Below are 26,422 nucleotides of genomic sequence, written 5' to 3'. Positions count from 1 at the left end.
TGTTTGGCGATTGATCAGATCGCACAATCCGGGCTGAGTTCCCTTAAAGTGATCTACTATTTGGCGCAGCTATTTAGTTTCACGTTATTAATTCCCCATATTCCCCATCAACCTCATGATCCCCGGTGCTGCAACGATAATAATGACCGGAAACATAAAAAACAGAATCAGTGGCACACTCATCTTCGCTCCGAGCTGACCGATTTTTTCTTCGGTCGCCAGTAACTGAACCTCTCTGATTTCCCTGGCCAGCTCAACCAGCTGTTCATACATTGATGAGCCGTACTGAATACTTTGTTGCAGCATGGCGCAAAACATCCGGGTTTCTGCTGACGGTAATTCACGATAAAAATGCTCCAGAGCAACACTCAGTCCGCTGACCTCGGTACGTCGGACCAGACGACTGATAAAAGGAACAAAGTCAGGATTAATTCCGGACATCTTGTCAGATAAAAATTTGAATGCCTGCTCAATGGTCATACCGCACTGCACACCGATAGCCAGTAATTCGATCATCCAGGGTAGTTCAGCACTGAGTGTTTTGACCCTGCGTTTGACAAACACCGACCTCAGCATGCCCGGCAAAATAATCGTCGATACCAGACTTATCATCGCCGCCATCAGCAAGGATTGCCGGCTGAGAGGCTGTCCGGAAAAAAAGGCCCCGGCCACCACCAGCATAAACATCCCCATGGCCAGCAATCCTTTGTAAGCCATATTGGCATCAAGCTTGCGGTAAATATTCAGCAGCGGATTATTCTGTTCCAGCACTATTTCCGTATGATGGTGTTCTTTCAGTTGCTGAATTTTAAGTTTATGTACACTGGCATCAGCTACAGTTAACGCCTGCTGTAATTTCCGGTTCCGTATTTTTCTCAGTAACAGGTTCCCGGTAATTACCAGCACAATTACTATCATCATTACCAGCATCGGGTTCATGGTTATAATTTCCTCATCAGAAATTTAATGACCAGCAGTCCGGTGACTTCACTGCCTATCAGGTAATACAGCAATACGCGGCCCTGCTGGTCTTCAAGTACAAACTGGAAGTTCTCCGGGCTGATAAACTTGAGTAAAATCAGAAATACGAAGGGAATGGCCCCGGTGATCTTTGATGACATGCGCATTTCTGAGGTCATCGACAGCATTTTTTTCTCCATAGCAATGCCGTTAGAGATAGACCGCTGAAGTTTGCCCAGCACCTCACGCAACCGGCCACCGCTGTTGATATTCAGCAGGATAGCAACAATAAAAAAGTAATATTCGCGATAGGGGTAATTGCGCCACGACTCCATAAATACAACCTCCGCCTGCTCGCCAAAGTTAAGTCGCCGCGAAATAACCGAAAACTCACGTGACAGGCCGTTGTTCCGGCTCTGGCTGTAATCAGACATTGCCTGCAAAAATGTCCGTCCGGAGGTAATTGCTCCGCCAATCGTGGTCAGTGCTTCACTGAAATCGAGTGAAAACTGCTGGTAATGGCGTTTTTTAATAATTTTATAAAACACCAGGTAACAGGCAACCAGACTGGCGGCAGCAACCCAGCTCAGGGGCAGGCCGATATACAGAGCATTAAGCGCCAGTATCGCCATCGCTATTAATAACGGGATAGTCAGATTTTTAATCAGCGCACCGGTACTGCCGGCATAAAAAAGCCGGAAGATCGCGGATAACTTATCCGTAATACCGGTTTTCAGCCGCGAGATAATCGGGGTTTCCTCAGACACCCGGGCGGTTTTCTGGCTGATAATTGAGATCAGCATCTGCTTCCGCTGTCCGGAATAAGATAAGGATTTGCGGGTAAACTGATTACGTTGCAAAACAATCAGCAGACATAACCCCGCCATTATCAGCAGTAACATGAATAACAGATTCATTGCCTACCCAAATACAGTTTTTAGTAAATCATCGCAGCCATATGCTTTGGCCCGCCGATAAACACTGGAACGAACAGAAAATCCGGGGGTAGTAAAACGCCCCACAACTTTGCCCTGGACACTGTCATCCACGGCAAAGCTGAAAATATCCTGCATAACAATCGTGTCGCCTTCGAGGCCCATCACCTCAGTAATATGGGTAATTTTTCTCGACCCGTCGTACAGGCGGTTAGTCTGGACAATAAGATTAATTGCCGAAGTAATATTGCGTCGGATAGCATCCACCGGCAGGTTAAGGTTGGCCATCATTACCATGTTTTCCAGCCTGGCGAGCGCATCACGTGGCGAGTTAGCATGCAGGGTGGTCATAGAACCATCATGGCCGGTATTCATCGCCTGCAACATCTCAAAAGTTTCACCGCCACGGCACTCTCCGACAATAATCCGGTCTGGCCGCATACGCAGGGTGTTAATCATCAGATCACGCATTGTGATCTGGCCGCTATTTTCAGCCCCGGCCATACGAGTTTCCAGCCTCACCACATGCTGTTGTTGCAGTTTCAGTTCTGCCGCATCTTCGAGAGTAATAATTCGCTCATCACTATTGATATGCTGTGATAATGCGTTCAGTAAGGTGGTTTTCCCCGAACCGGTTCCGCCGGAGATAACGATATTGGTCTGACAGCGAACCGCGATCGACAGAAAATTCGCCATCTGTTCACTCATTGCTCCCCAGCTCACCAGATCCCGCAGGGTACGTGACACATTACTGAATTTACGGATGGAGATCGAAGTCCCGTCGAGAGCCACAGGGTTTATCACCACATTCAGCCTGCTGCCATCCGCCATCCTGGCATCGACCAGCGGCTGGGATTCATCAACCCGCCGTCCGACACGACCGACCAGCCGTTTGGCAATTTCCGTCAGCTGCTGGTTATCAATAAAGCGTTTACCGGTGAATACCAGCTTCCCGCTGCGTTCGACAAAAATATTGTCCGGGCCATTGACCAGAATATCGCTGACCGATTCATCTTCCATTAACTCCCGTAATGGTCCGACGCCCAGTATTTCATCAGCCATTGAAGATGCCAGCTCTCTGGTTTCCTCCGAAGGTAAATACTGGTTGTGCTCAACACTGGTGCGGTGGATCACCTGCGATATTTCGCGGATCAGCGCGGTGCGATCATCCCGTAATTTATCGATCAGATCGAGCTCCAGCCGGGGCAGTGCCAGGCTGCGTAACTGGCGGGACAACTCCGCATATTTCGGGTTCACCATTAGTCAGACCTCCCTGTAAGCCGCTGCTTTACTGCTGAAAATAATGATCCTGGTAACTCTTTTTTCTTGCCTAACAACAGGTAACTTATATTTTGTAAAACCCGCCGCTGCTTACCACTAAAGTCGATATTCAGTGACGGATCACCGGACTTCAGCATATAAGGCACCGTGACATCAGCAGGCTGGCCGACGAGGTCACCGGCCTCACGGGCATTCACCTCGCCACTGACTTTGGGGTGATGCTGATTAAAACAGAGGTAAAGGCGTTTAATGCCGTTATGACTGCTTTGCAGGTGGGCATTCGCTTCAAGGATTTTTTTAGCCACCCGTACTGAGGAGAGATTCCGGTCACAGACCAGCAAGACACAATCAGAATGGGTCAGAACATTTTCAATGTCTTCATCAGCAGCGTTATAAGCGCTGAAATCAAAAACCACACACTGGTGACGATCGTAGACCGAATTATTGAAACGCCAGGCATGACTTTTTTCTTCATACATGGCAAAGAAATTATTCTGCAACAACGTCACTTCATTACTGATCGATACCCGGGAAATCAGGTCCAGATTGCGGCTGCCGCCGCTGCCCTGTACCAGCAGAGTCGGTGACTGACGTAACCTGGCGATATCTTCTGCAATATGGTAACTGAGCAAGGAGGTCCCTATACCACCTTTACAGCCAAGAATAGCGATTTTGACGGCGCTGGTCATATCTCTGCCAGGCTGATTTTTTGCTGATATCAGCGAACCAATACGATTCAGCTGTGACGGATAGTGACAGTAAAAAATCCCCTGCTGCAGATAACTGTCTGCCAGTATCAGAGAGTCCTGGGCGCCGACCGCAATCTGTATTGCAGTGCGCGCAATATGTAACTCCATCAGCCGGGCAACAGATTCCGGTGAGTCCTGAGGGGTGACTTCAAAAATCACCACATCAACATTGGCTGATTCCGTGTAATGTTCAAGCTGTGGCACCGTCCCGGTAAAGCGGCGAACTTCGCCACTGTCCCTGATAGCCAGTTGTTCACAGACTTTCTCCATCACGGAAGGCGTGGCGGCGATCACCAGCACGCTTTCTGTCGGTGTATCCTGCCGTTTATCACTGGACGAAAATAACAACATCCGGCCTCCCTGCCAGTCAGTTTATGGTGGTTTCACGCCGCTGTGAGGCTTTAAGATTATTGTCTACTGCACAGCCAATATCCGGATAAGTATCAAAACGATAGGTGCTTTGCTGTGACTGACACAGCGAACCATTTTTTTCTGTATTCAGCATGATACTGACCAGCGCAGCAGTCTCTGCACTATTTTGTGTCGGTTGCTTCTGCAACTGTACATATTCAGGTGAAATTCCCGCACTGATCAGCCGCTGTTTAATCCGTTTCGCCAGTTGATCCGCATCACTGAGATACCACTGCACAGTCAGCCCGCCCCCGAGATACTGATGGAACGAGATAACCTCAGCCACCAGTATTTCCTGGTCAATATCACTGCGCCCTTTCAGGCTAAACTGGTACCCCTGAGCGGCAAGACCAAAGCCGCTCCATAATCCGATTAACAGCAGAATCCATTGCCGCATAACTGCCTCTCTAGTAAATAAAGCCGCCCTGTTCTATAAAACTGATTACACCTTTTTCTGCACTGCTGCCGGTCACATTACTGATATTAAAATAGCGCTCCAGCAGGCTGCTACGCTGCCATGCAGGCAAAGTGACCTGGCTTGAGGAGACAGGCCGGACCAGATTAATGGTCGCCACCACCACCAGCTCTGTTTTTTCCCGGCGCGCTGCTGTCGAACGGAAAAAGGCACCTAATACCGGAATATCACCAATAAAGGGGACTTTTTTCAGAATTTCCTGCTCAGATTCACTGAGTAATCCCGCCAGTACAAAGCTCTCTCCGTCAGCCAGTTCAACCGTCGTTCTGGCTTTACGGGATTTCAGGGCAGGTAAATAATAGGTGGAATCCGTCGAGGTACTTTGGTCATCGACGTTACTCACCTCCTGATAAATCATTAACTTAACTTTCTGACTGTTTTCAACTTTCGCCCCGATAGTCATCCTGACGCCAATCTCTTTATATTCGACACTGGTCCCATTGGAGGAGCTGGTCATAATGGGGATTTCTCCGCCGACCAGAAAATCAGCCGTCTCACCTGACAGTACCGATAAATTTGGTTCAGCAAGTACCCTTGCCACCGATTCATTGCCGAGGGCATGGATCATTGAGGTTAACTCACTGGCGTTAAAGCGGAGTTTATTCAGCACAAAGTTCCCGACATCCAGTGACTGCCCCCATTCAATGCCCAGGGTATCGCTGTAACTTTTATTCAGTTCAACGATGGATATTTTGACATTTACCTGATTGGCCTGCGGAAGTCGCATACGGTTCTGCAATTTTTTGTAGCTGATTTGGGTCAGAGACGGAATTTTGATATCGCCCATATTTTCGGTAGATATCCGCACCACTTCCGTATCGGCTTCCATTCCCAGGGCTTCGCCGACAATCTGATAAATACTGTCTCTGCTTTCTTCATCTACCGCGATACCCGCCAGGATATAGCTGTCCCCGACTTTTTTGAGTTCAATGGTTGAACCGGGAAACTGGTCCTGAATCTGTGCCGCCAGCTTACCGACCAGCGGATCGACCACCACCTGAATTTTGCGCGTCACATCATTCTGTACCAACAGGATCTCGCCAATACCATTCTGAATACCGTAGATCACCACTTCACGATCACTGATCAGGTTATAATCGACAATTTCCGGATCAGTGGTGAAAACCGTATCAATGACCGTATTCATTTTCAGGGTTCTGGCACCCCCTTTCGCCAGGTACAGAGTCTCTGCAGCGGCACTGGCGGACAGTAAGACACTGAGCAGCAGCAGGCCGCTCAGCCAGAAGTACAAACGGGGAATGGGGTTAATCAGTCTGACCAGAAAATTCATTTAGCTGCTCCTTGCTGTTCACTCAACGTCTTCCTCTGAACATTACCGGCCCCCCCGGGAAACAGAATAATGTCGTATTTCCGGGTCACCCTGTATAAACGTTTCAGGTCCGCAGGGCTCAGTTCAAGATCAAGGGACAGACTGCCGGTCACTTCTCCCTTATTACCGCTTTCTATCAATGATTTACGCTCCAGTAATGAAGGCGCTGCTTTTTCAGGGCGGCTGATCACCCTTCGCGATTCAAAAATGCGGAAAAAACTGAGTGATGATTCTCCGTATAACAGGCTTTCGCTGTTTTTACGCCGTGCTTTGGTATTTTCTGAGGAAAACCGCAAATATACATCGACGTAATCACCTGCACGCAGTTGCTGTAACGCACCGGTAAATTCCTCATTAACGACAATGTTGTAACGGATCATATTGGCCGCCGCGAGTTTGTTCTTTGGATCATCAACACTGACATCTGCCGGACTGATCCGCTCTCCTGGCGCTTTATCTGTTACCAGAAACATCCCGCGCAATGATTCAGGAGATTCTTCGGTGGCCTCCCGGCTATCGGCAGGCAGGAACTCGGTTTTAATCACGAAATCCTCATCCCGCAGCAGGCTGCCTGTGGGCAATATCTTTTCGCTGACAAAATAGCTGACCTGCATCAGCGGCTCCGGTGCAGAACTCTGCGGTGGCGGGCCGCTATTCATCAGCAAGCCAAAAGCCCCGACAATAAGTAATAAAACAGCCAGAATTACTAATAGTCTCTGGTTCACTGGTTGTCCTGTTTATCCCAAAAGGTGAAGTAAATAGCCGATACTTATTGCAACCCCGTAAGGCAGGGTCATCGTTTTTCTGGCCGGTAACACCAGCCGCAGTACAACGACAACCAGAATCAGTGGCACCCCGGATAAGGTTATCCATAATATAAATTCGGGTATCTGGCCTGCAGGAACAGAAAGACTGAGTGCCGCAATAAGCTTTATATCTCCCGCACCGATCACATTGACGAACACCAGTAAAAAACCGACGATTAACACTATTAACGGATAGAGTAAATTTAACGAGCCAGTACTGGTGACGGATAATAAAGCTGAAAACAAAGCCACCAGAAAGACAGCCTTGTTTTTTATTTTTCTGTTAGTGATATCTGTATAACAGACGGATAACAGCACTATCCCTAACAGCAAAAGAATAAATACCTTCATACGTATTTCAGAATAAGGAGGATAACTGCTCCTCCTTATAGACAGGTGATGTCATTTATCAAGGATTCGCTTGTTTGATATTATCTGCCAGCAGGGTAAATTTATCGGTAATCGCTTTCAGGAATGGCGCATCCTGAGAACCAAACAGCGTCAGCAACATACCGCTGACCGCCACAGCAATCACTGCATATTCAATGGCCGTCACGCCATCTTCCTTACGCATTACCTGAAATGCACGCCGGCCGCTTTCAGTCACGAAAAGCTGAGCTTTCAGAGATAACGAGGTCAGTTGGTTAATCATTTTCTTCATCCTTAAATATAATATTACCTATTAAATATAATTAATATTAATGCTCCAGACTCTGTGCCCCGGCATCCCGGGTCACCCTAAAATAATACGATCCGACCCCGAATATACAAGTAGCAGAAGTTAAATTAAAAAATGACACTGTTTATATATAAAATATAATCTGACACAAAGCAGTCATATAAACCAGCTATTAGATTTTAGTTATTCTCAAATAACGTAACATGAGCATACGCGACATTTAATTTCATAGGAAAAATTCATAACAAATGAAACTATATCCAGACTATGAATACCTTCCTCCTGATGGAAGGATAAATGAAATGATCAACACTAACAATGCATGGATATTTTAAAACAAAATGATAACAATAGTTTATTTATCTTGCGAAATACTTTCTCATCGTGCTATTTATATCTGCAAATAAAAATAATAACTAAGTGATATTCATAGGGAACATGTATCGATGCAAAGCAAACAAGCGATTAAAAAACAAATTATTGATGATATCAGCCAGATGATTTTTTCAGGTATCCTGAAACGGGGCGACTTTTTACCCTCCATACGGATCATGAGTGATCGATATAACGTCTCCCGCGGGACGGTGCTGGTGGTCTATAAAACTCTGGAGTCTCTTGGCTATATCCAGGGACATGAACGCAGCGGTTATCTGGTGATCAGCGCCCCGGAAGGCCGTGATCCTCAGCCACAAATCGGTAAGACGGCCGAAAAACAGCCACCGCACAGCGAAAAAAAGCCCCCGGTGACCGCAGCCTATCAATCGCTGGAACGCCATAACCGCACACAATTACCTAAGCATTTTATCCGCCGCTGGTGTCTGGGCAGCAGCTCTCCCCAGTTACAAACCGGCTGGAATCGCTGGGAAGTCAGCGATAAACGGCTGAAAAACAGTTTATGTCGCTTTATTCTGATCTCACGGGGTATCTCTCTGCTGCCAGAGAATATGGTGTTATCTTCCGGGATGCAGGAAGCACTGTTACTGATCGGCGCCAGTGTTGCCAGTACCCGCCAGCAACCCACCATTCTGGTAGAAGATCCCTGCCCGCTGCATGTTCGTGAACTGTTCCGCAGCCTCAATTTCCGCGTACTTCCGATAGCTGTCGATCAGCAAGGGATCTGTGTCGCAGATTTCCCTGCGGCTGGCGCTGACCTTATCTTTACCTCACCGGCGCGCCAGTTTCCGATGGGGGTCTCTCTCAGTGACAGCAGACGCCACACCCTGTATGAATGGGCATGTCATCATAATGCATTGATCATAGAAAATGACTGCTTTGCGATGCTGGGCTTTGGCCAGTCCGTGACCCCGGCCCTCAGGCATCAGTACCCTGACCCGCATATCATCTATCTTACCCATCTGGCTGAGCTGACCGGCAGCGGTATTAATGTCTGCTGTATCGCCGCATCTCCGCAATTTATACAGCTGATACGGCAATTTATCCCGTTACTGACCAGTGATACCAATCCGCTGACCAGTGCGCTGCTCAGTTCGTTCCTTGATTCTCCGCACTTTATGAAATACCTGACCGGCCGGTTGCAAGCCCGGCAACAGAAAGTGGCTCTGGCACAGGAAGGAATACAGCAACGATGGCCGGGTATGGATTATGATGGCAGCGAAAATAGTGGATTCCTGACTTTTCATACCGGGATCCGTCAGTTGCCCGAAGGGCTGATTAATCGTTACTTTTTTCCGGTAGATATCTTTCGCCTCGTCCCGCAGGAAAAACGGCAGGCACGGGCCGGGATTATTTATCCGTTTGATTTACTCAGTTTCGCGGAGATAGAGAAAATTAATCTGCAGTTACAGGATGCGTCAGACGTCTGTTATTAAAATCCGCACATAAAAAAGCCCCCGGGCCCTGAAGCGCCGGGGGCTGATAACCTTAGCAGGTGGCAGAAAATTTATGCCTGGCCTTTGATCTCTTTACGTCCGTTAAAGCGGGCTTTCTGGCCCAGTGCTTCTTCGATACGGATCAGCTGGTTATATTTTGCAACGCGGTCAGAACGGCTCATTGAACCGGTTTTGATTTGACCGGCTGCGGTACCTACCGCCAGATCAGCAATCGTGGCATCTTCTGTTTCACCGGAACGGTGAGAAATTACGGCGGTGTAACCGGCATCTTTCGCCATTTTGATCGCAGCCAGAGTTTCGGTCAGAGTACCGATCTGGTTGAACTTGATCAGAATAGAGTTAGCGATACCCTTCTCAATACCTTCTTTCAGGATTTTGGTATTAGTGACAAACAGGTCATCACCGACCAGCTGCAGTTTATCGCCAAGGACTTTCGTCTGGTAAGCAAAACCATCCCAGTCAGACTCGTTGAGACCATCTTCGATAGAAACGATCGGATACTGTTCGGTCAGCTGTTCCAGATAGTGGGTGAACTCCTGAGAAGTGAAGGTCTTACCTTCGCCTTTCAGCTCGTAGTTACCCGTTTCTTTGTTATAAAACTCAGAGGCGGCACAGTCCATCGCCAGAGTAATATCTTTGCCCAGCTCATAACCGGCAGCTTTTACCGCTTCGGCGATAACAGCCAGTGCTTCAGCATTAGAAGCCAGGTTAGGTGCATAGCCACCTTCATCACCGACTGCCGTATTCAGGCCTTTCGCCTTCAGTACTTTTGCCAGATGATGGAAAACTTCTGAACCAATACGGATAGCTTCTTTGACACTGGAAGCGCCAACCGGCTGGATCATAAATTCCTGAATATCTACGTTGTTGTCCGCATGCTCGCCGCCATTGATGATGTTCATCATCGGCAGTGGCATAGAGAACTTACCGGCAGTACCATTCAGTTCAGCAATATGGGCGTACAGAGGCAGACCTTTAGACGCTGCAGCTGCTTTTGCTGCCGCCAGAGAAACGGCCAGAATTGCGTTAGCACCGAACTTAGATTTATTTTCGGTACCATCCAGCTCGATCATGATCTTATCGATATTTGCCTGGTCTTTGGCATCTTTACCGGTTACCGCGTCAGCGATCGGGCCATTAACCGCCGCGACTGCTTTAGTCACGCCTTTACCCAGGAAACGAGATTTATCGCCATCACGCAGTTCCAGCGCTTCACGGGAACCCGTGGAAGCACCTGACGGTGCAGCTGCCAGTCCAACGAAACCACCTTCCAGATGTACTTCTGCTTCAACAGTCGGGTTACCACGTGAATCGATAATTTCACGACCGATGACTTTTACGATTTTGGACATTCGTTTTTCCTCAGTACAAGTTAAGCTGAAACTTCTCAATCTTAAGACAAGCAACGCGCGAAAAGTTCGCGCGTTGCCATGATAAGCTTACTTCGCCAGACTTTTCTGATAATCAACCGATGCTTTGACAAAACCGGCAAACAGCGGATGACCATCACGCGGTGTAGAGGTAAATTCCGGATGGAACTGGCAGGCCACAAACCACGGATGATTCGGGTTTTCGATAATTTCTACCAGCTGGTCATCTCCGGAACGACCCGCAATCCGTAAACCTGCAGCTTCAATAGGTTTCAGCAGCAGATTGTTCACTTCATAGCGGTGACGGTGACGTTCAACAATCGTCTGAGAGCCATACATCTGGCTGACCAGGCTGTCATCAGACAACTGGCAAGCCTGGCTTCCAAGACGCATCGTCCCGCCGAGGTCACTCTTCTCATCACGAACTTCAACATTACCTTCTTCGTCACGCCATTCGGTGATCAGCGCAACAACCGGATATTTACAGTCAGGTTCAAACTCTGTTGAACTGGCTCCGGTCATACCTGCCACATTACGGGCAAATTCGATCAGTGCAACCTGCATTCCCAGGCAAATGCCCAGATACGGAATGTTGTTTTCACGGGCATATTGTGCGGTGATGATTTTACCTTCAATACCACGGGAACCGAAGCCACCAGGGATCAGAATCGCATCCAGGCCACTCAGTAACTCAACACCACGGGTCTCAACATCCTGAGAATCAATCAGTTTAATGTTCACTGTCACGCGGTTTTTCAGTCCGGCATGTTTCAGGGCTTCAATAACTGATTTATAGGCGTCAGGTAATTCAACGTATTTACCGACCATCCCGATGGTTACTTCACCGCCCGGGTTGGCTTCTTCGTAAATAACCTGTTCCCATTCAGACAAATCAGCCTGCGGAGCATTCAGGTTAAAACGTTTACAGATAAAATCATCCAGACCCTGAGACTTCAGCATACCCGGAATTTTATAAATTGAATCAACATCTTTCAGCGAGATAACCGCTTTTTCTGCCACGTTACAGAACAGCGCAATTTTCGCCCGCTCATTGGCCGGTACCGCACGATCTGAACGACAGATTAAAACATCCGGCTGAATACCAATCGACAGCAACTCTTTTACCGAGTGCTGAGTCGGTTTGGTTTTCACTTCACCGGCGGCAGCCAGGTAAGGGACTAAGGTCAGGTGCATATACAGGGTATGTTCACGGCCAACGTCCACCGCCATCTGACGGATAGCTTCGAGGAATGGCAGTGATTCAATATCACCGACCGTACCACCAATTTCCACCAGCACCACATCGTGGCCTTCGCCGCCTTCAATAATGCGTTCTTTAATCGCATTAGTGATATGAGGAATAACCTGGATAGTCGCCCCCAGGTAGTCGCCACGACGTTCTTTACGCAACACTTCGGAGTAAATTCGTCCGGTGGTAAAGTTATTACGACGGGACATACGGGTGCGGATAAAACGCTCGTAGTGTCCTAAGTCAAGATCCGTTTCTGCACCATCATCAGTGACAAATACTTCACCATGTTGGGTTGGGCTCATGGTGCCTGGATCGACGTTAATATAAGGGTCAAGCTTCATAATGGTCACTTTCAGACCACGAGCTTCAAGAATAGCTGCCAGGGAGGCTGCAGCAATGCCTTTACCCAGAGAGGAAACGACCCCGCCGGTCACAAAAATATAGTTCGTTGTCATGCTGAACCTGAGAGTTAAGGTTTAAAGATGGTGGAATCACCAGGACGGGAACACAGTCTACCCGAAAGCCGCATCCGCCACAATTGATGATTCATTTACTCTTCACTCTGCGTAAGTCACACATTACGGCATATGATCAGCACCGGGATTGATTTTAATCACAATTTTATCCCTTTTACGCAAAAAGCTGAAACGAGTTAGCTACGGAATAAAAAGTGTTATTAATCATCTGAGTGGCTGAATCGACGGCCGGATGTACAAAAACACCGGTAATTATAGAACGGACAATCCGTTTCTGCCGGTATTATTCAGTAAAAAAACGTCACCTGATGGCAGGAAAGCATCTCCGGCCCGCTGGCTCCATCGGGGTGGCAGAAAGTTCTGCTGCAGGTGACGGGGCCGGAAACAGACGCTGTCGGGGATTGGAGAGTGACCCGTTTCAGCAGCCAGCCTGCCCGGCGGCAGAGCGGCACTGAAAAACAGATCCGTCGCTGTCAGTTATTCGTTCCCTGACCGTTTTTTTCCTGCTGTTTAACCTGCTGCCAGGCGGCCTCCATCTGCGATAATGTCGCCTCCGGCAGGCTCAGTCCTTGTCCGGCAATAATCTGTTCAACCTGACGAAACCGTTTTTCAAATTTATCATTGGCTTTTTGCAATGCTGTCTCTGCTTTACTGCCAAGATGACGTGACAGATTAACAGTGGCGAACAATAAATCACCGAGTTCTTCACGCAAATCATGGTGATCCTGACGGGAAATCGCATCCAGCACTTCATAAGTCTCTTCGAGGGTATAAGAGGCGATAGTCTCAAAGGTTTGCTGTTTATCCCACGGGCAACCCTGCTGCGGGTCTCGAAGCTGCTGCATAATATCCAGCAGACGTTGCAGTGCGGTATCTGATTGATTCATTGGTCAGTCCGGTAAAAAGAAAGGCTGGCCTGACAGTAACGGCATTCTCCCGCGACAGGCGAATGCCACTACCGCCAGTGGGTTAATGACGACGTTTGGCGTCGATAATATCAGGTACCTGATTCAGGCGGGCCAGAATCCGGCCCAGTACCTGCTGATTATAAATCTCAATATCCATATCAATGGTAGCCAGCTGCTTTTTGGTATCACTGTGGCTGGAGACCCCCAGTACATTCACTTTTTCGTTGGCCAGTATGGTGGTGATATCCCGCAGCAGGCCGCTGCGATCATTGGCAACCACCCGTACCACCAGCGAATAACCACTCGAGTAACTCTCTCCCCACACCGCATCCACAATACGTTCCGGCGCATGATTAATCAGCTCTGCCAGTTGATCACAGTCGGCACGGTGAATAGATATACCGCGCCCCTGGGTGATAAAGCCGACAATATCATCCCCCGGAATCGGCTGGCAGCAACGGGCAATATGATGCATCAGGTTTCCGACCCCTTCCACCACCACCCGGCCACTCTCTTTGCTGCTGTTTTGCTGGCTATGGCTTTTCTGGGTCAGCTGGCGTAACGCGATACGGTCTTCTTCCTCGGCTGTCGGCTTGTTCAGTTTCGCCTGCAGGAAATTAACCATCTGATTCAGACGAATATCGCCGCCCCCAATCGCCGCCAGAATCTCTTCGACAGACGTCATGTTATAGCGCGGCAACAACAGTTTTTCGGCCTCTTTCAGGCTGATATCCAGCTGACTCAATTCACTGTCCAGGATCTGACGTCCGGCCAGTATATTTTTATCCCTGTCCTGTTTGCGGAACCAGGCATGCACTTTCGCCCTGCCGCGGCTGGTAGTAATATAACCGAGGTTAGGATTCAGCCAGTCACGGCTTGGATTTGGCTGTTTCTGGGTTATCACTTCGACCTGATCGCCCATTTGCAGCTGATAGGTAAAAGGCACAATCCGGCCGCCAATTTTGGCACCGATACAGCGGTGACCAATATCACTATGAATATGGTAAGCAAAATCGAGGGGCGTTGATCCGGAAGGCAAGTCAATAACATCCCCTTTCGGGGTAAAGACGTACACCCGGTCATCAAACACCTGACTGCGGACTTCTTCCAGCATTTCGCCACTGTCTGCCATCTCTTCCTGCCAGGCAATCAGTTTGCGCAACCAGGCAATACGCTCTTCATGGCCAGCAGCACCACGGGCACTGGTGATCCCCGGCCCTTCTTTATATTTCCAGTGAGCAGCCACTCCAAGCTCAGCATCTTCATGCATCTGCCGGGTCCGGATCTGTATTTCGACAGTTTTGCCCTGCGGGCCGAGCACTACCGTATGGATTGACTGATAACCGTTCGGTTTCGGATTTGCCACATAGTCATCAAATTCACTGGGTAAATGACGATACAGGGTATGAACAATTCCCAGCGCACCGTAACAGTCCTGCAAACGTTCAGCGACAATCCTCACCGCACGCACATCAAACAGCTCATCGAAAGACAGAGATTTTTTCTGCATTTTTCGCCAGATACTGTAAATATGCTTTGGCCGGCCATACACTTCCGCCCTTACCCCTTCACGGGCAATTTCCTGTCGCAAGCCGTCTACAAAATTTTCGATATACTGTTCACGGTCAATACGCCGTTCATGTAACAGTCTGGCTATCCGCTTATATTCATCCGGATGCAGATAACGGAAACAGTAATCTTCCAGCTCCCATTTTAACTGACCAATACCCAGCCGGTTCGCCAGGGGAGCATATATATTGGTACTCTCTTTGGCCGCCAGTACCCGTTCATCTTCCGGGGCATCTTTCATTTCCCGTAAATGAGCAACCCGTTCGGCCAGTTTGATCACTACGCAGCGGAAATCTTCCACCATCGCCAGTAACATGCGACGAACATTATCCACCTGTTCTGATGCCATCGAATCATTATGTGTGGCTTTCAGCTGGCGAATGGCATCCATATCCCGGACACCATGTACCAGTGAAACAATGCCCGGGCCGAAGCGCTCTTCTAACTGCTCCTCAGTAACCACATTTTCATTTGCCAGCGGAAACAGTAATGCCGCCCGCAATGTGTCGTTATCCATACTGAGTTCAGTCAGAATTTCGACCATTTCAACACCGCGCCACAGTAACATCGGTTGAAGCGGATGGTGGCTGGTTTCCGTTTCGCAATAACGCCAGCAGTCCGCCAGTCGCTGACAGGACTGCTCATTGGCAATCCCCAGGCTGGCAATCCACTGTTCGAGGGCAAATTCTCCCTCCGTATTCATATGCGCACTTCGTACCGCAACCATAACTTCTCCTGCATGACGACCGGTCCGGTCGTTTAGGTTCTGCTAAACAGCACCATTGATTCCAAATGGCTGGTATGCGGGAACATATCCAGCATGGCGACCCGTTTCACGGAATAACCTGCCGCCAGTAAAGGTTCACTGTCGCGGGCAAGGGTTGCCGGATTACAAGACACATAAACAATTCTTTCAGGTGCCAGCGCAATAATATGCGACATAATGCCGGCAGCACCGGCTCTGGCAGGGTCGAGCAGTACTTTACTGAATCCCTGTGCCGCCCAGTGCTGTCCTGCCACATCCTGTTCTAAGTCATGCTGACAAAATGTGACATTCTGCAAATTATTATGCTGCGCATTATACGCTGCCTGACGAACTAATGCTGCAACCCCTTCAACACCCACTACATTTTCTGCCTGCTTACTCAGTGGCAGGGTGAAATTGCCCATGCCACAAAACAGGTCTAATACCCTGTCGTCGGGTTGTAATGCCAGCCAGTCAATCGCGGTAGTCACCATCTGCTGGTTAACCGTATCATTCACCTGAATAAAGTCCTGTGGACTGAAAGTCAGTTTCAGGTTATGCGACTGATAATAAGGCAGTTCTCCGCAAACATGCTGCAGAGTGTCATTCTCAGCAGCAAAAAACAATGTCAGCTGATGACTCTGCGAAAATCGTTCCAGTTTTGCAATATCGCCTGCAGAAAGTGGCTGCAGATGGCGTAACACCAGTACGGCAGTATTATCAGCCTGTACCAGTTCAATATGACCCAGCTGACGAACTGCCTGCAAACCGCCTAAACACTGCCTGAGTGCCGGCAGCAGTTCTGACAAAGATTGCACCAATACGGGGCATTGCCCGATATTGACGATCTCGCTACTGCCATTTTTACGGAACCCCATATCAAGCTGATGCTGCTGTTTATTCCACCGCAAACTCAGCCGGGCACGACGCCGGTAATGCCAGCTATCCCCCCGGATAATTTTCTGCACCTCAATATTACCTCCGGCTGACTGGCTGAGCATACGCTGTAAAGCACGGGCCTTGCTCTGCTGCTGCAGGTCTTCGGCAACATGCTGCTGCTGGCAGCCACCACATACCCCGAAGTGGGGACAAGCAGGTGTCACCCGCTGCGGGCTGCCTGTCAGTATGCGGGTTGCTTTACCGCGCGAGTACTGACGTTTATCTTCCAGTACCCTGACCTGTACTTTTTCACCCGGCAGTGCACCACTGACAAACAATGTTTTTCCCTGATAACGGGCAACCCCCTGACCAAAAGGGTCAAGGTCATCAATAGTAACCACCAGCTCTTTGCGGGGGCCGGGACGTTTCGCGGATGAGTAAAATTGCACCATCAGTTATTTATTCTCTTAATATTGCACATTGCCCGATGGCTGCCGGAAAATTGTCCGGCAAATGTCAGGGAACGAATGGAACCCGTCAGTCGTTTTTATTAAAACCGGGCACGCAGATATCGGTGCTGTCTGACGGCTGGCAGGTTCCTGATGTATAGTTTATGTTTACAATAAACGGTCATAATAGCGACTGCCCGCAACTGCCCCGTTCCCTGCCATTATTGTCAGTGACATCACGGTTTTCGACAATCAAAATCCGCTGTATATGCCCTCAGACAACAATCACACCTTCTGATGCTGAGTCGGCAGTGGCGGCAGATGACGCAGGTCCGCTTAGGATATGCTGTGCGGGACGATGATAACATCCGGCCCGCTGCTGCTTCTGAGATTAATGATACGTAAAAACACGCTAACGTGGCGTTAAAAAATACAAAAATATCTCCGGGCAAATGACAACTCTCCCGGCGTTCAGGCCACTTCCGGCCGGGGGCGGGGCAAAAAGTTCCGTCACCGGCAGCCGGATACAGCATGCCGGTAACCAAAACGGCAGAAAAAGACACGTTTACAACAAAGTAACCCACTGTTCAAGCCAGGGCAGAGCGGCCATTTCCGGCTCAGGATATTCACCGGCATCGATCATCAGAACATCACCGATACGCCGGGCCAGCTGCTGCTGTAATAACTGGTCAAATGCCAGCCCTGCGGCGCAAAAATCCGGGTAACTGCTGTCGCCGAGAGCAATCAGACCGTAACGCACCTCAGGCTGATAACCCTGCTGCTCTTTCATCGCTGAAAACAATCCGCCAATAGTGTCGGGAAAATCGCCCTGTCCGGTGGTCGAAGTAATAATCAGCCTGATTTGGATACTCTCATCCAGCCACTGGCTGAGGGTCGGTTCTTCAAATAACTGTACCCGGTGCCCTGCGGCTGCCAGTAAAGGCTCCGCCTGTTCGCCAATCAGCAAAGCATTCCCGTAGACGGTCCCGATATAAATTCCGATAGTTGCCATCAGCCCTCTCCCGTGTCTGTCGATCGACTGTCATCCCATTCTGCCAGTTCGGCAGCCAGCGGGAAGCGATTCAGTAACTCCTGCCAGCCAAAATGTACAAAGGCCTGTTGCCAGACCCTGTCCAGACCCGCCCGCAACTGTAAAGGCTGCCCGGTTAGCGGATGCGTCAGGGATAAACAGCTGGCATGCAGCATCAGCCGCCGGCAGCCAAAATGCTCGGCTGCCCCCCGGTTCTGCCGTAAATCGCCATGCCTGCTGTCACCGATAATCGGATGCCGTAAATGGGACATATGCCGTCGGAGCTGATGCTTACGCCCCGTATGGGGTGTCAGTTCCATCAGGGTATAACGACAACTGTCATAACGGCCAATCGGCACCGGCAGCCCGGCTTCTGCCAGCGGCTGGTAACCGGTCACGGCTGACTGCGCCTCTCGCGGGGCCTGAGAATGTTTATCGGCGATTTTGTCCAGCTCTTCCATCAGCGGATAGTCAAGGGTCCCGGCGTCTTTCAGCCAGCCACGCACCACCGCATGATAGGTTTTTTGTAACTGATGCTGTTCAAATTGCTGGGATAATAACCGGGCGACATCCGCGGACAATGCAAATAACAACACCCCGGACGTCGGGCGATCCAGCCGGTGAACCGTGAACACATGCTGTCCCAGCTGATCACGTAACGTTTGCATAACGAAGGTCTTTTCATGGCGATCCAGCCAGCTGCGGTGAACCAGCATCCCGGCGGGTTTATTCACCGCCACCAGCCATCGGTCCTGATAAATAATTTCAAGCATTACGGGGATTCTTGTGTGAAAAGGCCATCGAGTTTTCTCAAGGTCACTAACAAAACCGGACGAACACTGAGTTGCGGATCCAGTGCCATTTCAAAATAAGGCGCAATCGCCAGATTATCGGGTAACGGGCCGCCGCTATCGATCATGGCCGTCAGGCGCGGAATAAAAACCCATTGCAGCCATTCAAGGGGATGCAGGGTATCCAGGCAAAAAGGCTGATCACTTTGCATCGCCTGCGGATGAGGTGCATTCTGCTGCCACAGCTGATAGTCACGTAAAATCTGTTCCAGTTGCACGAGGCGCTGAAGGATAATGGGGTGCAAAGCCACAGCTTTTCTCCTTAATACTGATAAAAACCGCGCCAGCATACCATTGCAGAGCTGAAAAGTGATGGAGATAAAAAAGGGAGTACTGTAAAAACAGTACTCCCAATCTGTTTGCAGCAATCCGGCTACGTTGGTGCTCCCTGCGATTCAATGGATTTTTCAGTTGCTACCGTATCATCCTGACGGTCATCTGGTCCATTGAGGTGCCATATATCCACTACAGCTATATTCCCCTCCTGCGGAGGTGTATTTTGCTCTTTTATAAGAGCAGGTTACTTCTTCCTGAAATAACCTTGCGGTGTTCTACATCCTGTAAAAACACCACCATCCCTGGGTTGTTTTCTTCCTGAAAACCTGACTTCCCTGGCATCCTGTCCGTGGAAGCCATTCTGGCAGAGTTGTGGTTTTTCGCAACAAAATTTACACTGAAATAATCTTATTTTTTCATATAATTCAACGACTTTAAAAATAAACCACTTAATAAATAAGGATTTATAAACACTCTTCGTCGATAAATAAAGGGGGACTTTTCCCTGTACTCCGCTCTGTATCGGGGATCTCTCACCATCGAAAACAAACAAACTGCTTAATTTGTTACAACAACATCTAATTCACTAAGAAAATCATCGACAGTTTTCGACAAAACTTCACGTTTTTTAGTGCCGAGTGCTTCTCTGATCACTTCCCCGCTCAGGTTACAGACCGAAATAATCTCAGTGTCCTGATCGGTAGCAGCGATAAACAGTGTCGGCGTCTGTTTCAGACGGCGTTTCATCACCAGGTGACCAATCAGATTCTCCTGTACCCGACTGAAGTCATCTTCATTCCATGCCTGTAACAGGGTCAGAGGTGCTCCCTGCCATGCAGCATGCATATCGCCGGCAAACTGGCTGGTATACCAGCCGGTAACGGCAGGCTGAATCACAATCCCCAGCCCGCGTTCCACTGCATCCAGGGTGGCAGGTAAAGTAAATTCCCGCGGTTGCCAGTAAACACCATGCTGATCGCTGGCGGTAATACAGGGAGAGTCCATGCCATACAATGCTTCACTGTAGGGTAAATGGCCGGTTTGCTGCTGCCACTGGTCGCAATAACGGCGGGTAAAACCCGCCATCGCCTCTGAGATTTGCTGCATCATTCATTTTCTCACTTCTGATCGGGTACACTGAGCACAACTCTATTTTATCAGTGGTACTGTTATGAATCATTATGACCATCATCAGGCGCTCGACGGACTGACTCTGGGTAAACAAACATCCTATACGGAACATTACGCACCGCAGTTATTACAGGCGGTTCCCCGCAGCCTTAACCGTGATGCACTGAATCTGCGGGACGATAACCTGCCATTTCACGGCGAAGACTTGTGGACACTTTATGAACTGTCATGGCTGAATAATCAGGGTGTTCCGCAAGTCGCCATCGGTAATATGGCCCTCAGTGCCGACAGCCGGAATCTGATTGAGTCTAAAAGCTTTAAACTGTATCTCAATAGTTTCAACCAGACAAAATTCGCTGACCGTGACAGCGTAAGGCGTACCCTGGAACAGGATCTCGCCGCCTGTGCGCAAGGCACTGTCCGCATCACCCTGCATGGCCTGAGTGAATACGCCGGCCAGCCGATCGGTGCCTTTGACGGCGAATGTATCGATGACCTGCCGATTAGCGTCGACAATTACCATTTCGACAATACACTACTGGCTGAAGCTACGGACCAGCAACTGGTCGAAGAAACCCTGGTCAGCCATCTGTTAAAATCAAACTGTCTGATCACCTCCCAGCCGGACTGGGGCTCCGTTATGATTCGCTACCGTGGCCCGCGTATTCGTCGGGAAGCCTTGTTACGTTATCTGCTCTCTTTCCGTCAGCACAACGAGTTCCATGAACAATGTGCAGAGCGTATTTTTAATGATTTACTGCACTTCTGTCAGCCACAGGAACTGACGGTCTATGCCCGTTACACAAGGCGTGGCGGGCTGGATATCAACCCGTGGCGCAGTAATGTTCCCTTTGATGCCCCGGACGTACGGCTGGCCCGCCAGTAATACTGTCAGCAAACTGCCCGGTCATTACCGCAATACCCTGTCAGTGACCGGGAAACAGGCCGCAAATCCCTGGCTGCAAACAGAATAGGCACGTAAAAACCTTGTGAAAACTGAGACTACAGCGATACTTTGATAACCCGGTGATCCCTGTGATAACCGGACAGGGAGCCGGCGTCACGGCAAATCAATGTTCAGCCGCTGTGTGATGCAGCAGCCCCTCCGGGGGAGTAAGGAGTTCTCTTGATTACACATATCAGCCCGTTAGGGGCCATGGATCTGCTTTCACAAATGGAAGTCGATATGCTGAAAAGAACAGCCAGCAGCGATTTATATCAGCTGTTCCGTAACTGTTCGCTGGCGGTACTCAATTCAGGCAGTCAGACAGATAACAGCCAGCAATTACTTTCACGCTTCGGCGATTTTGATATTAATGTGTTGCGCCGCGAACGCGGGGTAAAACTGGAACTGATTAATCCGCCGGAAGATGCCTTTGTCGACGGGCAAATCATCCGTTCCTTACAAGCCAACTTATTTGCGGTACTGCGGGATATTCTGTTTGTTACCGGACAACTGAACAACTCCCGGCGCTTCCGTGACCCGCACAGTGAAGATTCAGCATTTATCACCAATATGGTGTTTTCCATTTTACGTAATGCCCGTGCGCTGCATATCGGTGAGTTACCGAATAACGTTGTGTGCTGGGGCGGACATTCGGTCAACCCGGTGGAATATCAGTACTGCCGCGATGTCGGGACTCAGCTTGGCCTGCGGGAACTGAATATCTGTACCGGCTGCGGCCCCGGGGTTATGGAAGCCCCGATGAAAGGTGCCGCCGTCGGCCATGCCCAGCAGCGTTACCGTGACGGTCGTTTTATCGGCCTGACAGAGCCTTCAATTATCGCTGCTGAGCCGCCAAATCCACTGGTCAATGAACTGATCATAATGCCGGATATCGAAAAACGTCTGGAGGCATTTGTCCGTATCGCCCACGGTATTATTATCTTCCCGGGCGGGGTCGGCACTGCCGAAGAATTGCTTTATCTGCTGGGTATTATGATGCACCCGGCTAACAGTCAACAGGTGCTGCCTCTGATCCTGACCGGCCCCGAAGAAAGTGCCGACTATTTCCGGATACTGGATGACTTTATTGTAAATACCCTCGGTAAAGAGGCGACCCGCCATTACAAAATCATTATCGGCGATGCACCGGCTGTAGCTAAAACTATCAGACAGGCAATGCCCGCCGTCAAAGAGTATCGCCGCGAAACCGGCGATGCTTACAGCTTTAACTGGTCATTACGGATTGAGCCGGATCTGCAACTGCCGTTTCAGCCGACCCATGCCAATATGGCAGCCCTGAACCTGTATAAAGATCAGCCCGGGGATAAACTGGCCGCTGACCTGCGGCGGATGTTTTCCGGTATCGTCGCCGGTAACGTAAAAGACAGCGGGATCCGCGAAATTAACGCCCACGGGCCGTTTAAAATTCATGGCGATGCAGATATCATGCAGCGGATGGATACCCTGTTGCAGGGCTTTATTGCACAGCACCGGATGAAATTACCGGGCAGTGCCTATATTCCCTGCTACGAAATTATCAAATAAGACAGCATGTTTGCCGGCCGGGGATCCCGCCGGCAGACTTTCCGCCACTGGCGGTTTTGGTCCCCTTTAGCGACTCTCCGGCGATTATGACACTCCATTTACTGATTATTGACGCATTAAATCTTATCCGCCGTATTCACGCGGTGCAGGCCGGAAGTTGTGCTGCCGGTACCCGCTCTGCCCTGCGCCAGCTTTTGCAGCATAGTCAGCCGACCCATGTGGTGGCGGTATTTGATAATCCTCACCAGCGCCGCGGCTGGCGTCATCAGCAACTCAGTGGCTATAAAGCCGGTCGCCCGGACATGCCGGATGACTTAAAACAACTGATGCCTTCTCTGCAACAGCTTTTCGAAGCCTCTGGTATTCACTGCTGGCAGGCCGGAGAGGATGAAGCCGATGATCTGGCCGCAACCCTGGCCAGCAAAATGTCTCAGGCCGGACATCAGACCACCATTGTCTCTACGGACAAAGGATACTGTCAGTTACTGGCTCCGGATATCCGGTTACGGGACTACTTTCAGAAACGCTGGCTGGATGTGCCCTTTATCCGCGAAACATACGGTGTCAGTCCGCAGCAGTTGCCTGATTACTGGGGATTATGCGGGATCAGTAGCAGTAAAATTCCGGGGGTTTCCGGTATAGGGCCGAAAAGTGCCAGCGAACTGATTAACCGGTTTAATACTCTTGAACAGCTGTATCAGCAACTCGATCAGGTACCGGAGAAGTGGCAGAAAAAACTGCAGGGGACAGAACAAATCGCCCTGCTGTCACGCCGGGTGGCACGTTTATCCACCGGCCTGAACCTGCAGGGCAATTTAAAAAGTTTACGTTATCTGCCCGCCGGCAGCGACGCTGATCAGTGACGCTCGTCGAGCCGTCCCGGGGTTGCGCTCCAGATACGGCGGATATGCACAGTCACTTCTTCCCTGTCATGATAAAGCTGGCGCGCCTGAATCTGTGCGTTAACCCCGTTTGAAGTCAGCACCTGTTCGATCATCTGCAGATTACTGGTCACTTCTTCATAACGTTTTTTCATCGGTAATTTCAGGTTAAAGATAGCTTCCCGGCACCAGCCGTTTACCAGCCATTCGGTCATCAGTGTCGCTACCCTGACCGGCTTCTCTACCATATCGCAGACCAGCCAGCTGATATTCGATCCTGGTGGCCTGAATTTAAATCCGTCTTCCCGGTGATGCATCACCTGCCCGGTATCCATCAGGGAAGGTGCCATCGGACCATTATCCACGGCGTATACCATCATGCTGCGTTTCACCAGCTGATATGTCCAGCCACCGGGACAGGCACCGAGATCCACCGCGTACATCCCGCTGCCCAGCCGTTCATCCCATTCATCCGCAGGGATAAACACATGAAATGCCTCTTCCAGTTTCAGGGTCGAACGGCTCGGGGCATCAGACGGAAATTTCAGCCGCGGGATCCCCATAAATAATGCCGAGTTATTATCAGGGTAAGAATAACCGACATAACAGGTTCCGGGCGCAATAAAGAACACATGCACCACCGGCCGTTTATTGCTTTCATATTTCAGCAAAATACCGTTCTGCCGTAATGCCGCGCGTAACGGTACGGTAAATTTACGGCAGAACTTCAGTAACTCTTTAGCTTCGTTAGTATCCGGAACTTCAACCCGCAGTTCACCGCCTTTCTCTGTCACACCGGTCAGCATACCGCTGATCGGCGAAATACGGTCTTCCGGCGGTAAATCACGCAGCAGTTCACCGGCGACAATCATCTGCCGGGCAAAAATCAGCGACCGGAAGGGAATTTCGCGGATCAGTTTATCGGCATCTTCATACTGATAACATTCATAGATAACATAACCGGAGTTATCTTTAACTCTGGCAAAACCGTACACTTCTAATGCCGTGGCACGGGCAGTGATTTCAGCCGCACATTCTTTTTCAAAACCGGACCGGCAATATAATAAAACTTTATTCATGGCTGCTCGCCTTTCGTTTCAGACGCAGGGCGCCAATCAACATCAAAAACCATCCTGCCAGGAAGCAAAGACCTCCGACAGGCGTTACAAATACAAAAATTTTCAGGTGAGACAGCGCCAGGCAGTACAGACTGCCGCTGAATAACACCGTGCCCAGAGCCAGCATCGCTGAACTCCAGTAGAACCAGATATTGGCCCGGCGCAGCATCGCCGCCGCCAGACCCAGTATTGCCAGGGTGTGGTACGCCTGATATTCCAGCCCGGTGTGGATCCAGGCCATTTCATTATTTCCCAGAGTGTTACTTAATACATGGGCGCCAAATGCCCCGAATGCCACCAGCAGAAACCCACTGATAGCGACAAAAATAAACATTGTACGGCTGGACATTACCTGTTCCTCATCGTGCCAGCGGGCCACTGCGGGGAGTGTTCATCATACCGGAAACGAAACTTTTCCTGCTCACTGGCGGCTCTTGCCAGAATCCATTGCCGGAAAGCGGCTATTTTACCCAGATCTGCCTGACTGTCATGACAAACCAGATAAAAAGCATTCTGACTGGCTAAAACATCATTAAACGGGCTGATCAGTCGCCCGCTCTCAAGTTCGCTCTGCACCATAACATTATTCGCCAGTGCGATCCCCTGTCCGTGGATCGCGGCCTGTAAAACCATCGATGAATGACTGAAAATTGGCCCCTGCTGCACATTCACCTGTGACAACCCCAGCTGCCGGGTATAAGCCTGCCAGTCGCGCCGTGACGCATCATGTAACAGGGTAAAGTGAATTAAATCAGCGGGACTTTTCAGGGAATGTTCCCCGGTCAGTAACGCCGGAGAGCAGACCGGCAGCAGATATTCTGCATATAATTTCTCCACCCGCAATCCCGGCCAGTTGCCCCGGCCATAAAAAATAGCCACATCCACATCATCCGCCAGTTTATCTTCTTCACGATCGACAGCCTGGATACGGACATCAATCCCCGGACAATCCTGATTGAAGCTGGACAGGCGGGGAACCAGCCACTGAATGGCGAAGCTGGGTAACAGACTGACGGTTAAGGCCCCTTTGGCACTGCGGGCCTGCAACTTACGGGTTGCATCATTCAGGGAAGAAAAAATGTCTTTAATATCCAGCGAGTAACTCTGCCCTTCTTCGGTAAGCAGCAGCGAACGATTGCGGCGGCGAAACAGTTTCAATCCGAGAAAATCCTCCAGCGACTTAATCTGGTGGCTGACAGCGGCCTGAGTCACAAACAGCTCTTCGGCAGCACGGGTGAAACTCAGGTGCCGTGCTGCGGCGTCGAACACTTTCAGGGCATTTAGCGGAGGCAGTCGTTTTGACATAACAATATTCAGACCCAAAGACTAAAGAGACACCCGGGGCAGCAAAGCACCAGGCATTAGTTTTTTTTATCCGAAGCATTATAAATTGTCCATTGAGGAAGCTCCAGCAAATACCTATAGTTGCCGCACTTTCCTGAGCCGGAACGGAAAGCATTCAGTCTCTGTCAGACCGCTTGCTTTTGGCTTTGGGTGGTGATGTTGTGTTTGCATTTGGT

The 26,422-nt window shown here is 49.8% G+C and carries 25 protein-coding genes; 4 read left to right on the top strand and 21 right to left on the bottom strand.

Annotated features, from left to right (window positions below; translation table 11 throughout):
• Positions 1-87 precede the first annotated feature (87 nt).
• From JK211_RS06045 to JK211_RS06005, 9 genes are read right to left on the bottom strand one after another with little or no spacing between them, the layout of a single operon-like run.
• On the bottom strand, positions 88-939 hold the full coding sequence (locus JK211_RS06045; RefSeq protein ID WP_212707773.1) for a type II secretion system F family protein: 852 nt from the start codon (positions 937-939) through the stop codon (positions 88-90).
• A gap of 2 nt (positions 940-941) precedes the next feature.
• Positions 942-1,877 carry a type II secretion system F family protein gene (locus JK211_RS06040; protein ID WP_212707772.1) on the bottom strand — a complete coding sequence of 312 codons (936 nt, stop codon included), beginning with the start codon at positions 1,875-1,877 and terminating at the stop codon, positions 942-944.
• 3 nt (positions 1,878-1,880) lie between these two features.
• The gene (locus JK211_RS06035) at positions 1,881-3,155 is read right to left on the bottom strand and encodes a CpaF family protein (RefSeq protein ID WP_212707771.1); all 1,275 of its coding nucleotides are present in this window, start codon (positions 3,153-3,155) and stop codon (positions 1,881-1,883) included.
• A complete protein-coding gene (locus JK211_RS06030; protein WP_212707770.1) occupies positions 3,155-4,276 on the bottom strand; it encodes a hypothetical protein in 1,122 nt (373 codons plus the stop codon). The genes JK211_RS06035 and JK211_RS06030 overlap by 1 nt, the downstream gene beginning before the upstream one ends.
• A gap of 16 nt (positions 4,277-4,292) precedes the next feature.
• Positions 4,293-4,733, bottom strand: a complete 441-nt coding sequence (locus tag JK211_RS06025; RefSeq protein WP_212707769.1) for a hypothetical protein — start codon at positions 4,731-4,733, stop codon at positions 4,293-4,295.
• Between the two features lie 10 nt (positions 4,734-4,743).
• On the bottom strand, positions 4,744-6,102 hold the full coding sequence (locus tag JK211_RS06020) for a type II and III secretion system protein family protein (protein ID WP_212707768.1): 1,359 nt from the start codon (positions 6,100-6,102) through the stop codon (positions 4,744-4,746).
• Positions 6,099-6,866 carry a hypothetical protein gene (locus JK211_RS06015; protein ID WP_212707767.1) on the bottom strand — a complete coding sequence of 256 codons (768 nt, stop codon included), beginning with the start codon at positions 6,864-6,866 and terminating at the stop codon, positions 6,099-6,101. Before JK211_RS06015 ends, JK211_RS06020 begins: the two co-directional genes overlap by 4 nt.
• 12 nt (positions 6,867-6,878) lie before the next feature.
• On the bottom strand, positions 6,879-7,298 hold the full coding sequence (locus tag JK211_RS06010) for a prepilin peptidase (protein ID WP_212707766.1): 420 nt from the start codon (positions 7,296-7,298) through the stop codon (positions 6,879-6,881).
• Between the two features lie 58 nt (positions 7,299-7,356).
• On the bottom strand, positions 7,357-7,599 hold the full coding sequence (locus JK211_RS06005) for a Flp family type IVb pilin (RefSeq protein WP_212707765.1): 243 nt from the start codon (positions 7,597-7,599) through the stop codon (positions 7,357-7,359).
• A 473-nt stretch (positions 7,600-8,072) separates the two neighbouring features.
• Here JK211_RS06005 and JK211_RS06000 point away from each other — a divergent pair, with 473 nt between their 5' ends.
• Entirely contained in the window at positions 8,073-9,455 is a 1,383-nt protein-coding gene (locus JK211_RS06000; protein ID WP_212707764.1) for a PLP-dependent aminotransferase family protein, read from the top strand.
• A 71-nt stretch (positions 9,456-9,526) separates the two neighbouring features.
• On the opposite strand, the gene eno is transcribed toward JK211_RS06000, so the two are convergent.
• The 9 genes from eno to syd all read right to left on the bottom strand — a co-directional run bounded on the left by eno (position 9,527) and on the right by syd (position 20,391).
• Positions 9,527-10,828: a phosphopyruvate hydratase gene (eno, locus tag JK211_RS05995; RefSeq protein ID WP_212707763.1), complete on the bottom strand. Its 1,302-nt coding sequence runs from the start codon at positions 10,826-10,828 to the stop codon at positions 9,527-9,529.
• Positions 10,829-10,915: 87 nt separating this feature from the next.
• Positions 10,916-12,553 (bottom strand): glutamine hydrolyzing CTP synthase, encoded by a 1,638-nt coding sequence (pyrG, locus tag JK211_RS05990; RefSeq protein WP_212707762.1) that lies wholly within the window; start codon positions 12,551-12,553, stop codon positions 10,916-10,918.
• A 494-nt stretch (positions 12,554-13,047) separates the two neighbouring features.
• On the bottom strand, positions 13,048-13,461 hold the full coding sequence (locus JK211_RS05985) for a MazG nucleotide pyrophosphohydrolase domain-containing protein (protein ID WP_212707761.1): 414 nt from the start codon (positions 13,459-13,461) through the stop codon (positions 13,048-13,050).
• Positions 13,462-13,543: 82 nt separating this feature from the next.
• Positions 13,544-15,778 (bottom strand): GTP diphosphokinase, encoded by a 2,235-nt coding sequence (relA, locus tag JK211_RS05980; protein ID WP_212707760.1) that lies wholly within the window; start codon positions 15,776-15,778, stop codon positions 13,544-13,546.
• Between the two features lie 32 nt (positions 15,779-15,810).
• Positions 15,811-17,127 carry a 23S rRNA (uracil(1939)-C(5))-methyltransferase RlmD gene (gene rlmD, locus JK211_RS05975; protein ID WP_212707759.1) on the bottom strand — a complete coding sequence of 439 codons (1,317 nt, stop codon included), beginning with the start codon at positions 17,125-17,127 and terminating at the stop codon, positions 15,811-15,813.
• Positions 17,128-17,689: 562 nt separating this feature from the next.
• Positions 17,690-18,136 (bottom strand): flavodoxin, encoded by a 447-nt coding sequence (locus tag JK211_RS05970; RefSeq protein ID WP_212707758.1) that lies wholly within the window; start codon positions 18,134-18,136, stop codon positions 17,690-17,692.
• Positions 18,136-18,927, bottom strand: a complete 792-nt coding sequence (gene truC / locus JK211_RS05965) for a tRNA pseudouridine(65) synthase TruC (RefSeq protein ID WP_212707757.1) — start codon at positions 18,925-18,927, stop codon at positions 18,136-18,138. Before truC ends, JK211_RS05970 begins: the two co-directional genes overlap by 1 nt.
• Complete coding sequence (locus tag JK211_RS05960; protein WP_343876688.1) at positions 18,927-19,256, bottom strand: YqcC family protein; 330 nt, start codon at positions 19,254-19,256, stop codon at positions 18,927-18,929. The genes truC and JK211_RS05960 overlap by 1 nt, the downstream gene beginning before the upstream one ends.
• 583 nt (positions 19,257-19,839) lie before the next feature.
• Positions 19,840-20,391 (bottom strand): SecY-interacting protein, encoded by a 552-nt coding sequence (gene syd, locus JK211_RS05955; protein WP_212707755.1) that lies wholly within the window; start codon positions 20,389-20,391, stop codon positions 19,840-19,842.
• A gap of 61 nt (positions 20,392-20,452) precedes the next feature.
• On the opposite strand from syd, the gene queF reads away from it, so the two are divergent.
• The 3 genes from queF (at position 20,453) to xni (ending at position 23,766) form a co-directional block, all read left to right on the top strand.
• A complete protein-coding gene (gene queF / locus JK211_RS05950) occupies positions 20,453-21,298 on the top strand; it encodes an NADPH-dependent 7-cyano-7-deazaguanine reductase QueF (RefSeq protein WP_212707754.1) in 846 nt (281 codons plus the stop codon).
• 240 nt (positions 21,299-21,538) lie between these two features.
• Positions 21,539-22,903, top strand: a complete 1,365-nt coding sequence (gene ppnN, locus JK211_RS05945) for a nucleotide 5'-monophosphate nucleosidase PpnN (RefSeq protein ID WP_212707753.1) — start codon at positions 21,539-21,541, stop codon at positions 22,901-22,903.
• 86 nt (positions 22,904-22,989) lie between these two features.
• Positions 22,990-23,766: a flap endonuclease Xni gene (xni, locus tag JK211_RS05940; RefSeq protein ID WP_212707752.1), complete on the top strand. Its 777-nt coding sequence runs from the start codon at positions 22,990-22,992 to the stop codon at positions 23,764-23,766.
• Here xni and rlmM read toward each other — a convergent pair.
• Genes rlmM through JK211_RS05925 form a run of 3 tightly spaced genes read right to left on the bottom strand, consistent with a single transcriptional unit; the run spans position 23,760 to position 26,207 of the window.
• Positions 23,760-24,863, bottom strand: coding sequence for a 23S rRNA (cytidine(2498)-2'-O)-methyltransferase RlmM (rlmM, locus tag JK211_RS05935; RefSeq protein WP_212707751.1), 1,104 nt, complete (start codon positions 24,861-24,863; stop codon positions 23,760-23,762). The genes xni and rlmM overlap by 7 nt on opposite strands.
• A complete protein-coding gene (locus JK211_RS05930) occupies positions 24,856-25,251 on the bottom strand; it encodes a DUF423 domain-containing protein (protein ID WP_212707750.1) in 396 nt (131 codons plus the stop codon). Before JK211_RS05930 ends, rlmM begins: the two co-directional genes overlap by 8 nt.
• Positions 25,251-26,207 carry a transcriptional regulator GcvA gene (locus JK211_RS05925; RefSeq protein ID WP_212707749.1) on the bottom strand — a complete coding sequence of 319 codons (957 nt, stop codon included), beginning with the start codon at positions 26,205-26,207 and terminating at the stop codon, positions 25,251-25,253. Before JK211_RS05925 ends, JK211_RS05930 begins: the two co-directional genes overlap by 1 nt.
• Positions 26,208-26,422 lie beyond the last annotated feature (215 nt).

It is taken from the genome of Tatumella sp. JGM130, assembly GCF_018257525.1.
GTDB classification, from domain to species: Bacteria; Pseudomonadota; Gammaproteobacteria; order Enterobacterales; family Enterobacteriaceae; genus Tatumella; species Tatumella punctata.
This window is presented reverse-complemented; position numbering and strand designations above follow the sequence as displayed.